Annotated in this window: 10 protein-coding genes; 5 read left to right on the forward strand and 5 right to left on the reverse strand. The window is 69.9% G+C overall.

All coding sequences use genetic code 11. The features are described from left to right. Positions 1–13: 13 nt before the first annotated feature. Positions 14–1,129, reverse strand: coding sequence for a helix-turn-helix transcriptional regulator (locus AS97_RS25870; protein WP_210565750.1), 1,116 nt, complete (start codon positions 1,127–1,129; stop codon positions 14–16). Positions 1,130–1,300: 171 nt separating this feature from the next. Here AS97_RS25870 and AS97_RS25875 point away from each other — a divergent pair, with 171 nt between their 5' ends. Then, the gene (locus AS97_RS25875) at positions 1,301–1,900 is read left to right on the forward strand and encodes a hypothetical protein (RefSeq protein ID WP_210565751.1); all 600 of its coding nucleotides are present in this window, start codon (positions 1,301–1,303) and stop codon (positions 1,898–1,900) included. 503 nt (positions 1,901–2,403) lie between these two features. Further along, positions 2,404–3,192 (forward strand): phosphotransferase, encoded by a 789-nt coding sequence (locus AS97_RS25880; RefSeq protein WP_059145093.1) that lies wholly within the window; start codon positions 2,404–2,406, stop codon positions 3,190–3,192. Positions 3,193–3,338: 146 nt separating this feature from the next. Here AS97_RS25880 and AS97_RS25885 read toward each other — a convergent pair whose 3' ends face one another. Then, on the reverse strand, positions 3,339–3,959 hold the full coding sequence (locus tag AS97_RS25885) for a nucleoside/nucleotide kinase family protein (protein ID WP_210565752.1): 621 nt from the start codon (positions 3,957–3,959) through the stop codon (positions 3,339–3,341). Positions 3,960–4,218: 259 nt separating this feature from the next. On the opposite strand from AS97_RS25885, the gene AS97_RS25890 reads away from it, so the two are divergent. Next, the gene (locus AS97_RS25890; protein WP_059145091.1) at positions 4,219–5,100 is read left to right on the forward strand and encodes a D-alanyl-D-alanine carboxypeptidase; all 882 of its coding nucleotides are present in this window, start codon (positions 4,219–4,221) and stop codon (positions 5,098–5,100) included. A gap of 71 nt (positions 5,101–5,171) precedes the next feature. Here the strand turns inward: AS97_RS25890 and AS97_RS25895 are convergent, their stop codons facing one another. Beyond that, a complete protein-coding gene (locus AS97_RS25895) occupies positions 5,172–5,756 on the reverse strand; it encodes a hypothetical protein (protein ID WP_210567283.1) in 585 nt (194 codons plus the stop codon). A 207-nt stretch (positions 5,757–5,963) separates the two neighbouring features. Between AS97_RS25895 and AS97_RS25900 the strand changes: the two genes are divergently transcribed. Next, the gene (locus tag AS97_RS25900; RefSeq protein WP_210565753.1) at positions 5,964–7,460 is read left to right on the forward strand and encodes an alpha/beta hydrolase; all 1,497 of its coding nucleotides are present in this window, start codon (positions 5,964–5,966) and stop codon (positions 7,458–7,460) included. Positions 7,461–7,629: 169 nt separating this feature from the next. On the opposite strand, the gene argS is transcribed toward AS97_RS25900, so the two are convergent. After that, positions 7,630–9,420: an arginine--tRNA ligase gene (gene argS / locus AS97_RS25905; RefSeq protein WP_059145089.1), complete on the reverse strand. Its 1,791-nt coding sequence runs from the start codon at positions 9,418–9,420 to the stop codon at positions 7,630–7,632. Positions 9,421–9,576: 156 nt separating this feature from the next. Between argS and lysS the strand changes: the two genes are divergently transcribed. Continuing rightward, the gene (gene lysS / locus AS97_RS25910) at positions 9,577–11,328 is read left to right on the forward strand and encodes a lysine--tRNA ligase (RefSeq protein ID WP_086706804.1); all 1,752 of its coding nucleotides are present in this window, start codon (positions 9,577–9,579) and stop codon (positions 11,326–11,328) included. A 60-nt stretch (positions 11,329–11,388) separates the two neighbouring features. Here lysS and AS97_RS25915 read toward each other — a convergent pair whose 3' ends face one another. Further along, positions 11,389–12,846, reverse strand: a complete 1,458-nt coding sequence (locus AS97_RS25915; RefSeq protein ID WP_236669656.1) for a DUF2637 domain-containing protein — start codon at positions 12,844–12,846, stop codon at positions 11,389–11,391. Between the last annotated feature and the right edge of the window lie 4 nt (positions 12,847–12,850).

Raw genomic sequence — 12,850 nt, forward strand, 5'->3', positions numbered from 1 at the left:
CGTCCAACTCCTCTCACGCCTCAGCGAGACGGATCGCGTACCGGATGCCCTCGAGCTCGCGACGAGCCGTTGCGGAAATCTCCCGGCTATCCAACATCACCTGCAGCCGTGCCCGGAGGGTGATGGCGGCATTTCCCGCACGGAGCAGCTGGGGTCTGGCGACGAGCAATGCCCACAGGGTGTGAATGTTCAGGTCGACGTATCCGTGATGTGGTGCAAGCCCCCGGGCCAAGTGCTCCAGCAGCCGCACGCCCGACCAGCGGTCAAGCTGACGCGAGGCGATGAACTGATCGGATAGCTCGATGCGCTGGGTCTCGCCGATCCAATACGCCCAGTAGTTGAGGTTTGCCGTCTCGCTGGCGTCGTCATCGTTCAGCGTGTTGCTGACGAAGTGCTGCATGTGTTCCCGATCGCCCTGGCGAGCCGCTACGGCTGCGACAGATCGCTCATTGAGCCAACTGGTCAGCCAGTCCGAAGGGCGCTCGCTGCGTTGTTGTTGCGCAAGCCAGTCACCGTTGTTGGCTCGGTCGTCGTATCCGGACAGGTAGAGGGCTTGGCGCCGGAGCAGGAAGTTTCCTCCGCTGCGGGCTTCTTCGGCCATACGCCGTAAGTGAGCGAAGAAGCGCTTGCAGTCTTCGGCGGGCAATTCCGGGGCTGGGGGTACGGGGCCTCTCCGCTGTCGCGGAGGGTAGGACAGTCCTCGGACCGGGGTCGGTGGCTCTCCGGTAATTGGCCAGGTCAGCACTTCGACAAGGTCGCGTTGCATCACCCAGGCACCGAGCGGGCTGTCCTGAGTAGACGCCTCGTCGTCGAGGGCGCTGGCCAGCAGGACATCCGCTTCCATGGCGCGTTCGAGGGCCAGCAGCAGCGTCGGTGAGGCGCCCAGGTGCATCAGCCGGTGACGATGGACGAGCATCTGCCCGGCGGGTACGGCGGTAAGTGGTCGGCGCCCCGACTCCCAGCCCGCGATGGTGTCGAGCGAGACTCGGAAGCGTTCGGCAAGGGTCTCTTGGGTGAGGCCCAACTGTTCCCTTATGAGCCGCAAGACGTACCCCGACACGATGCCCCTGCGGGTGCGATTGGCCTTTCCCTGACCACGGGTCAGGGATGAAGGCTGGCTCTGCGTCATTGGCCCCCTACCTGGTCGTAGCAGTCGCCATCATCCCGTACCTGCGGTCCCTTCATACCCAATGCGCCGATTCATGACGTCATGAGCAGGGAGAACCCTCTCCGACCAGGCCGAGTGAATGAGGGGCGCAACGATGGACAACGCCATCCGTTCCATGCCGGAGGCGATCCGATGACGACCAGAGACCTGCCATGGACACCGCCGAACACCGAGGACGTCGAACCGTTACCGGTTGGCCGCTGGTGGGACGCCGTGTCCGCGCCCGCCGCTGTCGGAGACCGCGCACTGGAACTGCTCGGCCGGGAGTCGGGTGCCGTCATCCAGGACGACCTCTACGGCAAGCTGTACTGGCTGATCGGAGTCGACACCGCACGGAGCTGGTGCCTGCGCCGGGTACGCGTCCTCGCCGCGCTGGCCGACGAGACCACGCTCCTCGGTGTGCCCCCCGCTGCCTGGACGGCTGACCACCACAGCTACTGGCGGGTGCCCCTCGGCCCCGGCCGGTACCTGACCGACATCCGGCCGCTGCACGAGGCCCTGGCTCAGGCGGTCTCCGAAGTCCTGGGCCCCGCGCCCGAGATCCGCCAGCTCTGCTATCGCTGCCAGTTGCCCACCGACGAACCGACCCCGGTCGCGATGGAACACAGCGGCAGTGTCGGTGGCGTGACGATCTACGCCTGCCCCAAGCACGCCGCCCATTACCCGGGACCCCTCCGCCCGCACACCCTCACGTCAGCGAGTCGGACCAGGCAGGAGGGACGGCCCGGATGACCGCTTCTGCCCGCCATCTGGAGCCAGAATGCCGCCTTGCCGTCGCGCGCCCCAAGTACGCGGTCCTGCACGGGGAATGCCGTGGCCCCCATGAAGTACGACTGCCGCCCCGGCCGGGCCAGGAGCGCGGCGACCTCATCATGACGGTCCGCTGCGACTGCGACTGTCACCAGGAGGCCCGCCGACGCGTAGGACCGCTCTCTACGCCTTCCGAGTCGCCCGCGTCGGCCCAAGCCGCGCCGGAGCGCACGGGCTAGCGGCCCACCCCAGGACCCCCGTTCGGCTGGCTGCGTAACGGGCGGCAGCCGGACGGGTTGGCACATGCGGGAACACCAATGGAGAGGAATGCGATGCGGCATATTCTGAGCGAGTGTGATCACGATTGGGTCGGTTGGAGCGGCAAGGTCCGCTGCCGTAAGTGCGGCGCCACGCAGTAGACCGCCGAAGCCGGAAGGGGTGCCGGGAGACCGGCACCCCGACCGCGTATCCAAGGGAGAAATGACGTGATCGAGCGCGTCACATGGGATGACCTCCCGGTCGAACTGCGCAGTGCCGTGGAGACGCGCACGGGAGAGGTGAGCGCGACAGCGGAAGTCCAGGACGGTCTCAATTGTTCTGTCGCGCTGATCCTGGACACGGCGTACGACGGTCGCCTGTTCTTCAAGGGCGTTCGTGAGACGGACGAGCCCGGGACGGCGGCTCTGCGATGCGAGGAGCGGATCAACCGGGCGGTCGGAGGCATCAGCCCCACCGTCCGCTACCGATTCGACGCGGGCGGCTGGTCGGCTCTGGCGTTCGTCTACGTCGACGGTCGGCACGCGGACCTTGGGCCGGGCTCGAATGACCTGGATGCCGTGGCGTTCATCATGAAGCGTATGCAGGACCTGAAGATCCCGGATTTTCCGATTCCGCAATTCGCCGACAGGTTGCGGAAGTTCTTGGAGCCTGACGAGGCGGAAGCTCTCGCGGGGAATCATCTGCTGCACACGGACACCAATCCCCACAACCTGCTGATCGGCAACACCGGCGGTGAGGCTTACGTTGTGGACTGGGCCATGCCCGCGATCGGCCCAGCCTGGGTGGATCCGGCCAACACCGCCGTACGGCTTATGGAATGCGGGCAGCCGCCCGGGGACGCACTGGCGTGGCTGCGAGGATTCGCGAGCTGGCGGCGGGCAAGTGAGCACGCTGTTGGAGCGTTCGTGTCCGCCACGTGTCGGCACTGGGCCGCGACGGTTGGGGCGCGGAGTGCGGAACCGAGCAACGAGCGATTCCGGCACCTGCTCGGTTGAGATCGTCGCCGCCCCATGAACGGGGGCGGCGACGCGTATGACGAGTCGGGATGTGGCCGGGGCCACCGGGGACTTCCACCACGGCTGGCGCACCCTCGCCTCATGAACGTCCGGCGAGTCGGGGCCAAGGCCGAGGGCGCCGGTCGTCACCGGCCCCTGACCACGAAGTCGGCGGCCGCCCGCCCGGGGGCGACCAGCCGGGCGTTGGCCTCGTCGGAGGTGAGGACGAAGCGCTCGGCCACCGCGCGCGGCTTGCCGAACCGCTCATGGCGGTCGATCAGCCGGCGCACCCGCTCCTCGGTGTCCAGGTCGACCCACCAGGTCTCGTCCAGCAGCTCGCGGACCGGGAGCCAGGGGGCCTCGTCCAGCAGCAGATAGTTCCCCTCGGTGATCACCAGCGGGATCTCCGGCGGCACCGGGATGGTGCCCGCGACGGGTTGTTCCAGCTCGCGGTCGAACCCCGGCGCGTAGACGACCTCCTCGGCGCGCGGCGCCCGCAGCCGTCGCAGCAGCGCGGTGTAGCCGTACGGGTCGAAGGTCTCCGGTGCGCCCTTGCGGCCGATCAGGCCGAGCCGGCGCAGCTCGGCGTCGGCGAGGTGGAAGCCGTCCATCGGCACCAGGACGGCCCGGTCGGCGCCGAGGGCGTTGACCAGGTACTCGGCGAGGGTGGTCTTGCCGGCCCCGGGCGGCCCGGCGATGCCGAGCAGGCGGCGGCCGCCCGCGTCGGCCAGGCGCTGGACGCGGTCGAGGAGTTGCTGGGAGGTCATGGCGGGCGCTTTCGGTGGCTTTCGGGAATCGGCACGATCCACTGTCAGCTTTCGGGAATCGGCACGATCCACTATCCGGCCTGCGGCCCGGCCCCGCGGCTGCCGGTGACGGGGCGGCAGGCGGGCAGCCGGGGGAATTTCCAGAAATCTCGGCTGAGGGGCACATCCCTTGACCCGTTTCACGCGTCACATGAGAGAGCGGCCCTGCGATGCGGCCGCACGCATGGGGCATTGGGAGATATTCACGTTGAAAACCGGCATGAAGGGTCTACGTCGCGTATCCGCGGTCGCGATCACCGCTGGAGCCGTGCTGACGGCGGGGGCGTTCACCGCCTCCGCGCAGGCCGCGACGACCGCTACTCCCACGATCGCCGCCAAGGGCGGGTTCGTGATGAACAACGGCACGGGAAAGAGCCTGTTCACCAAGGCCGCGGACACCCGTCGGTCCACCGGCTCCACCACCAAGATCATGACTGCCCGGGTGGTGCTCGCACAGCCGAATCTCAACCTGGACGCCAAGGTCACGGTCCAGAAGGCGTACAGCGACTACATCGTCGACAACAACTGGGCCTCCTCGGCCAAGCTGATCGTCGGCGACAAGGTCACCGTCCGCCAGCTGCTGTACGGGCTGATGCTGCCGTCCGGCTGTGACGCGGCGTACGCGCTGGCGGACAAGTTCGGCACCGGTTCCACCCGGGCCGCGCGGGTGAAGTCGTTCATCGGCAAGATGAACACCACGGCCAAGTCCCTCGGGCTGACGAACACCCACTTCGACTCGTTCGACGGCATCGGGCACGGCGCCAACTACTCGACGCCGCGCGATCTGACCAAGCTGGCCAGCAGCGCGATGAAGTACTCCACGTTCCGCACGGTCGTGAAGACGAAGTCGACCAAGCAGAAGGTGACCACGAAGAGCGGCGGCTACCGCTACATGTCGTGGACCAACACCAACAATCTGCTGGGCAGCTATTCGGGCACCATCGGCGTCAAGACCGGCTCGGGTCCGGAGGCCAAGTACTGCCTGGTCTTCGCCGCCACCCGGAACGGGAAGACGATGATCGGCACCGTCCTCGCCTCCTCCTCGGTGGACAACCGCACGGCGGACGCGAAGAAGATCATGGACTACGGCTTCAAGCAGTAGGCCGAGTCCGAGGCGGACAAGGGCCTGCCCCACGACCGTCCGGCCGTGGGGCAGGCCCTTCGCCGTCTCCCTCAGCGCACCGCGTTCCAGGAGTGCGCCACATCCACCACGACCCGCCCGTCCGTCTGGAAGACGCGGAACGGCAGCCGTGCGCGCACGCCCAGGCCGACCTGGGTCTCGCCCTCGAAGCTGGCGCCGAAGCGGGTGTCCCGGAAGGTCTGGTACCCGGCGACGTTCACCCCCGGCAGCGGCTTGCGCGCCCGCCCCGGATACGACTCCCCGCCGGTCCCCGGGTCGTAGCTCGGCGCGGCCACATGGATGTCCAGGATCGCCCCGCCGCCGACCGGGATCTCCTCGCCCGAGCCGTCCTGGTACAGGGTGTCCACGTAGGCCACGCGGTAGCCGATGCGATCGGCGGCCGTGGCGCCCTTCACGTCGAACACCATGCGGTCGTAGCAGGCGTGCCGGCCGGTCCTGATGCTCCCCAGCGGTGTGTGGCCCGCGGGCTGGGCCGTCTTCTCGCCGCTGCCCCAGCCGGTCTCACAGGCCGCCGCCTCGGCCGCGGCCGGAGTGACGGCCCCCGCCGCTCCCGCCGTCGCCGCCAGCGCGCCGCCCGCGAGTACCATCGCCGCGAGTGCGGTCCCCCACCGTCGCATGGTCAAGCCCCCAATGGTCTGTTGATGACAGGTGATTCACGGGGTTGGACGGGCCGGGGTGGCGAGAGGTTGTCCGGGTCCGGGAAATGTGTCGCGAATGCTACGTGCGCGACGGTACGCCTGACGTTCCGTCGGGGGTTATCCCCCGGACAGGTCGGCCGGTTGCCCGGATGGGAGGCAGAAGCCGGTTCGACAAGGCTTGTGCACATGAGACCGACGACCGGCAGAACCGCCGCGCTGGCCCTCGCCACCGCCGCCACCGCATCCCTCCTCGGCAGCGCGTCCGCGGACGCGACCCCGGGACCGCTGGCCGATCCGACCGCCACCGCGCTCAGCTGGGGGGCCTGCGAGGGCACCGGGCTCGACCCCCGGCAGGAATGCGCCACGCTCACGGTGCCGCTGGACCACCGCGACCCCGGCGGCAAGCGGATCTCCCTCGCCGTATCCCGTATCCCCAGTGAGCGGCCACAGGCCCGCCGGGGCACCCTGCTGCTGATCCCGGGCGGCCCCGGATCCACGGGGCTGGAGCGGCCCACCACGCTCGGCAAGCGGCTGCCGCGGTCGGTGCGGGACGCCTATGACATCGTCAGCTTCGACCCGCGCGGCATGGGGCGGTCCACGCACACCGGATGCGGCCTGGACACCGGCGATCTGTCGCTGCTCGCCTCCCGCCCCTGGCCTGCCCCCGGCGGGGACATCACGCAGAACGTCACCACCGGCCGCCGCATCGCCGACACCTGCGCCCGCAATGGCGGTGAGCTGCTGCGCACCATCAGCACCGTCAACGAGGCCCGGGACATCGACAGCATCCGCCGGGCGCTCGGCGAGCGGAAGCTGTCCGCATGGGGCGTCTCCTACGGGACGTATGTGGGCTCCGTCTACGCGCAGATGTTCCCCGAGCACACCGACCGCTGGGTGCTGGACAGCAATGACGACCCCGACCCGGAGCGGGTGGAGCGCCGCTGGCTGGCGAACTACGCCGTCGGCGTCGAGGACACCTTCCCGGACTTCGCCGCCTGGGCCTCCGCCCCGGACAGCCCCGTCCGGCTCGCCCGGACCCCCGACGGGGTGCGCAGCCGGGTGCTGGACCTCGCCGCCCGGCTGGACGCGAAGCCGCTGCCGTGGCCCGGCGCCAACCCGCCCGAGCTGAACGGCAACGCACTGCGCCAGAGCATGCTGAACGCCCTCTACTCCCGGGACCACTTCGAGGACCTGGCCAAGCTGATCGTGGACGCGGACGCCGGTAAGGCGCCCGGCGCGGCACCGGCCGACCCGCCCCAGGACGCCGCGGCCGTGTCCCTCGCGACCATCTGCAACGACGTGGAGTGGCCCACATCCCTGCCGGACTACGCGCGGGATGTGGCCGCCAGCCGTAAGAGCCACCCGCTCACCGCGGGCATGCCGGTGAACGTCACGCCCTGCTCGTTCTGGCATGACGCGCCGCGCGACAAGCCGGTGCGGATCACCGACCAGGGGCCGTCGAACGTGCTGCTGGTGCAGAACAAGCGCGATGTGGCCACCCCGTACAGCGGGGCGCTGAACCTGCGGCGCGCCTACGGCGACCGGGCCCGGATGGTCAGCGTGGACGCGATGGGGCATGGCGCGGCCTATCTGGTGAACAACGGCAGCGCCTGCGCGGACCGGAGGGTCACGGACTTCCTGCTGAAGGGGGAGCGGCCGAAGCACGATGTGCTCTGCCGGTGAGGAACGCGCGGTTGAGAAACGCGCGGTTGAGAAACGCGCGGTTGAGGAGCGCGCGGTTGAGGAGCGCGCGGTTGAGGAGCGCGCGGTTGAGGAACTGCGATACGCCCCTGATGAATGTGCGGCGCCCCGCTCCCTGTCGCAGGGGCGGGGCGCTTCACGGTCAGCCGGCTCAGAGGCGCTCGGGGGTGCGGATGCCCAGCAGGGTCATGCCCTGCCGCAGCGTCCGCGCCGTGATGTCGCACAGGAAGAGGCGGTTCTCCACCTGGGACGGGCCGCCCTCGGCCTTCAGAACCGGGCACTGGTCGTAGAAGGTCGTGTAGAGCGAGGCCAGCTGGTAGAGATACCCGGCCAGCTTGTGCGGCTCGAACCCGGCGGCCACCTCGCCCAGCGTCTCCCCGAACTGGTCGAGGTGCAGGCCCAGCGCCCGCTCGGCCTTGGTCAGCGGCAGCTCGGGGTGGGCCAGCGGCCGCTGGCCCTCCTGGGCGAGGCGCAGGATCGACTGGATCCGGGCGTACGCGTACTGCAGATAGACCGAGGTGTCGCCGTTGAGCGAGACCATCTGGTCGAGGTCGAACTTGTAGTCACGCGACGCGGAGGTGGACAGATCCGCGTACTTCACCGCGCCGACGCCGACCTGGGCGCCGCGCTCGAGGATCTCCTCCTCCGTGAGGCTGAGCTTCTTCTCGCTCTTCTCCCGGACCACGGCGGCGGCCCGCTCGGTCGCCTCGTTCAGCAGGTCCTCCAGCCGCACCGTCTCGCCCGCGCGGGTCTTGAAGGGCTTCCCGTCCTTGCCCAGGACGGTGCCGAAGGCGAGCTGGACGGCGTGCACCTGGTCATTGAGCCAGCCGATCCGGCGGGCGGTCTCGAAGACCATCTTGAAGTGCAGCGACTGGCGGGCGTCCACCACATACAGCAGGGTGTCGGCCTTCAGATGCTGCACCCGGTCGCGGATCGCGGAGAGGTCGGTGGCCGCATAGCCGAAGCCGCCGTCGGACTTCTGGACGATCAGCGGCACCGGATTGCCCTCGGGGCCCTTGATGTCGTCGAAGAAGACGCACAGCGCACCCTCGGAGCGAACGGCGACGCCGGACTCCTCCAGCAGTCGGCAGGTCTCGGCCAGCATGTCGTTGTAACCCGACTCGCCGACCACATCGGGGTCGTGGATCTCGATGTCCAGCTTGTCGAAGACCGAGTAGAAGTAGATCTTCGACTCGTCCACGAACTTCCGCCACAGGGCGATGGTCTCCTCGTCGCCCGCCTGGAGATCCACCACCCGCCGCCGGGACCGCTCCTTGAACTCCGGGTCGGCGTCGAAGAGCGCTCGCGCGGCCTTGTACAGCCGGTTCAGATTGGACATGGCCTCCTCGCCGGAGGAGGCGTCCTTGTGGTCCAGCTCATGCGGGTGCTCGATCAGATACTGGATGAGCATGCCGAACTGGGTGCCCCAGTCGCCGATGTGGTGGCGGCGGACCACCTTCTCGCCCGCGAACTCCAGGATCCGCACCACCGCGTCGCCGATCACCGCCGAGCGCAGATGGCCGACGTGCATCTCCTTGGCCACATTGGGCTGGGCGTAGTCGATCACGGTGGTGCCGGGCGTCTGCGCGAACGGCACGCCGAGGCGGTCGTCGGCGGCGCGGGCGGCCAGGGTCGCGGTGATCGCGGAGTCGGCGATCGTGATGTTGAGGAAGCCGGGGCCGGAGACCTCGATGTCGGCGATCACCGGATCGGGGTCGGCCGAGGTGGCGGCGACCGGAAGGTGCGCCACAACCTTGGAGGCCAGCTCACGAGGGTTTCCCTGGAGCTTCTTGGCCAGCGCCAGCATCCCGTTGGCCTGGAAATCGGCCCGGTCGCTTCGTCGCAGCAGCGGGTCCGCGGAGCCGGCCTCCGGCAGGGCGGCCGAGAGGGCGTCCGCGACGCGCTGATGGACGGTGGCGGCGAGGGAAGGGACCGATGCCATAGATGAGGTGCCATTCCGATAGTGGTGGTATGGGCAACCCAGTATTTCACGGCGGGTCCAACGATTTCCCCGGCCTGTGGATAACCCGGGCCCGCCCGGCAGGCCCTGTGGGCAACGCCAGAGGGGTCCGTTCCGTCTGGGACAATGGGCGGTGCCATGACCGCTAGGAAGGAAGTGCCGACCGTGGCTCAGAGCACCGAGACCGACTGGGTCTCCCGATTCGCCGACGAGGTCATTGCCGAGGCGGAGCGCCGCGCCCCGGGCAAACCTGTCGTCTGCGCCTCGGGCCTCAGCCCGTCCGGCCCGATCCACCTCGGCAATCTGCGCGAGGTCATGACCCCGCACCTGGTCGCCGACGAGATCCGGCGCCGGGGCTATGAATGCGTTCACATCCTGTCCTGGGACGACTACGACCGGTACCGCAAGGTCCCGGCCGGGATCGACCCGTCCTGGTCCGAGCACATCGGCAAGCCGCTCACCTCGGTCCCGGCTCCGCCCGGATCGCCGTATGCGAACTGGGCGGAGCACTTCAAGGTGCCGATGGCCGAGGCGCTGCGGGAGATGGGCATCGAGTTCCACCCGATCAGCCAGACCGAGATGTACACCTCGGGGGCGTACCGCGAGCAGATCCTGCACGCGATGCGCCATCGCCGGGAGATCGACGCCGTCCTGGACCGGTACCGCACCAAGGACAAGGCGGCCGCGAAGAAGCCGGCCAAGCAGCAGCAGAAGCCGGTCGACGAGGCCGAGCTGGCCGCCGCCGAGGGGTCGGGCGCGGCCGCCGAGGACGACGGCAGCGCCGGCGGCGCGGGCTACTTCCCGTACAAGCCTTACTGCTCGGTCTGCGACCGCGATCTGACCACGGTGACCTCGTACGACGACGAGACCACCGAGCTGGCCTACACCTGCGCGTGCGGCCACGGCGAGACCGTCCTGCTCACCGAGCACAACCAGGGCAAGCTGGTCTGGAAGGTCGACTGGCCGATGCGCTGGGCGTATGAGGGCGTGGTCTTCGAGCCCTCCGGTGTCGACCACTCCTCGCCCGGCTCGTCCTATGTGGTCGGCGGCCAGATCGTCCGCGAGGTCTTCGGCGGGGAGCAGCCCATCGGCCCGATGTACGCCTTCGTGGGCATCAGCGGCATGGCCAAGATGTCCTCCTCCAAGGGCGGTGTGCCCACTCCGGCCGACGCCCTGGAGATCATGGAGGCGCCGCTGCTGCGCTGGCTGTACGCCCGCCGCCGGCCCAACCAGTCCTTCAAGATCGCCTTCGACCAGGAGATCCAGCGGACCTACGACGAGTGGGACGCGCTGGAGCGCAAGATCAGCGAGGGCACGGCCCAGCCCGCCGACGTGGCCGCCTACGGCCGCGCGACCCGCACCTCCACGGGCGAGCTGCCGAGCACCCCGCGCCCGCTGCCGTACCGCACGCTGGCCTCGGTGGTGGACGTCACCACCGGCCATGACGAGCAGACGCTGCGCATCCTCAGCGACCTCGACCCGGGCAACCCGGTCACGTCCCTGGAGGAGACCCGGCCCCGGCTCGACAAGGCCGAGCGCTGGATCACCACCCAGGTCCCGGCCGACCAGCGCACCCGGGTCCGGGACGAGCCGGACACCGAGCGGCTGGCCGCGCTGGGCGACACCGAGCGGGAGTCGCTGCGACTGCTGCTCGACGGCCTGGACGACCACTGGTCGCTGGACGGTCTCACCACGCTGGTCTACGGAGTGCCCAAGATCCAGGCGGGGCTGTCGCCGGACGCCAAGCCGACGCCGGAGCTGAAGGTCGCCCAGCGGTCGTTCTTCGCGCTGCTCTACACCCTGCTGGTCGGGCGGGACACCGGCCCGAGGCTGCCCACGCTGCTGCTGGCGGTGGGGGCGGACCGGGTGCGCAAGCTGCTCGCGGCCTGACCTCCGCGCTCCCGGGCGCCGGGCGGGCGGCCTTACGGCTGCCGCCCGGCGCCTTCGGCTTTACGGGATGGCTTCCCGCTCCAGGCGGACGCGCTCCTTGAAGTCCTCGACATACGCGGACAGCTCGCCGTTGCTGAGGTCGCTCACGCCGTACGTCTCGCGCAGCCGCTGCCCGAACTGGTACGCGGAGGGGTACCGGCTGTGGTCGGCGAGGAACTGGCGGAAGGTCGCGTAGTAGACCTCCTCGCGCGGGACGTCGTCCGGGAGCTGGTTCACCGGCTGCCCCGGCTGCTCCTCGTACGCGTACCGCTCGGGCTCGCGCTGCTCCGGTACGTACACGCCCTGGTGGCTGCCCACGCCCTCACCGCCGAGCGGGCGCACCCGGCCGCCGGGCCCGACCGGCACGGTCAGCTGGGGCTGCTGCGGCTGTTGCTGCTCGGGCTGCTGCCCGAACTGCGCCGCCTGGCCCAGGACCTGCTGGTACTGCGGCTGGGGGGCCTGCTCGTACTGCGGCTGCTGGGGCTGCTGCGGCTGTTGCTCGACCGGCGTGGGGTGGGCGGCGGCGGCCGGGTCGAACGGCACGGCGTTGCGGCCGTCGTGGCCCTGCCCGGCGGGCTGCTGGTAGACCGGCAGGGGCAGCGAGAGCGGCAGCTCCTGCGCCTGGGGCGTCTGGGGGTGCTGCTGCGGGGCGTCGGCGGCGCCGGTGCCGCCCGCACCCTCCAGGGCCCCGGGCGGGCCGTACAGGCCCGGCTGGGCCCCCGGGGAGGCGGTCCTGGCCCCCGCCCCGTCCACCGCGTCGGTCCGGCCCCGCGGAAGCGCCGTCGGCGACACCGCGGACGGCTCCAGCCCGGCCGCCGCGAGCCCCGCGGGGGCGGTGTCCGACAGCGGCACCCCGTACCGCGCCAGCCGCAGCGGCATCAGCGACTCCACGGGCGCCTTACGGCGCCAGGCGCGCCCATAACGGGCCCGCAGCCGGGCCTGGTAGACCAGCCGGTCCTGCTCCAGCCTGATGACCTCGTCGTAACTGCGCAGCTCCCACAGCTTCATCCGGCGCCAGAGCCGGAAGGTGGGCACCGGCGCGAGCAGCCAGCGGGTGATGCGGACCGACTCCATGTGCCGGTCGGCGGTGATGTCGGCGATCCGGCCGACCGCGTGCCGGGCGGCCTCCACGGAGACGACGAAGAGGATCGGGATCACGGCGTGCATGCCGACGCCGACCGGGTCCGGCCAGGCGGCCGCGCCGTTGAAGGCGATGGTGGCCGCGGTCAGCAGCCAGGCCGTCTGGCGCAGCAGCGGGAAGGGGATGCGGATCCAGGTGAGCAGCAGATCCAGTGCGAGCAGGACCACGATCCCCGCGTCGATGCCGATCGGAAAGACGTTGGAGAACGTGCCGAAGCCCTTGTCGAGGGCGAGATCGCGCACCGCGGAGTAGGAACCGGCGAAGCCGATCCCCGCGATCACCACCGCCCCGGTGACGACCACCCCGGCCAGTATTCGGTGCATCCGTGTCAGTTGCATCGCG

Source organism: Streptomyces sp. AgN23, from assembly GCF_001598115.1.
Taxonomy (GTDB): Bacteria; Actinomycetota; Actinomycetes; order Streptomycetales; family Streptomycetaceae; genus Streptomyces; species Streptomyces antimycoticus.

What these genes read in the sequence shown, in the direction of transcription:
- AS97_RS25870 (WP_210565750.1), bottom strand. Translation starts at nt 1,129, where the DNA reads ATGACGCAGAGCCAGCCTTCATCCCTGACCCGTGGTCAGGGAAAGGCC.
- lysS (WP_086706804.1), top strand. Translation starts at nt 9,577, where the DNA reads ATGACCGCTAGGAAGGAAGTGCCGACCGTGGCTCAGAGCACCGAGACC.
- AS97_RS25895 (WP_210567283.1), bottom strand. Translation starts at nt 5,756, where the DNA reads ATGCGACGGTGGGGGACCGCACTCGCGGCGATGGTACTCGCGGGCGGC.
- argS (WP_059145089.1), bottom strand. Translation starts at nt 9,420, where the DNA reads ATGGCATCGGTCCCTTCCCTCGCCGCCACCGTCCATCAGCGCGTCGCG.
- AS97_RS25875 (WP_210565751.1), top strand. Translation starts at nt 1,301, where the DNA reads ATGACGACCAGAGACCTGCCATGGACACCGCCGAACACCGAGGACGTC.
- AS97_RS25900 (WP_210565753.1), top strand. Translation starts at nt 5,964, where the DNA reads ATGAGACCGACGACCGGCAGAACCGCCGCGCTGGCCCTCGCCACCGCC.
- AS97_RS25885 (WP_210565752.1), bottom strand. Translation starts at nt 3,959, where the DNA reads ATGACCTCCCAGCAACTCCTCGACCGCGTCCAGCGCCTGGCCGACGCG.
- AS97_RS25915 (WP_236669656.1), bottom strand. Translation starts at nt 12,846, where the DNA reads ATGCAACTGACACGGATGCACCGAATACTGGCCGGGGTGGTCGTCACC.
- AS97_RS25890 (WP_059145091.1), top strand. Translation starts at nt 4,219, where the DNA reads ATGAAGGGTCTACGTCGCGTATCCGCGGTCGCGATCACCGCTGGAGCC.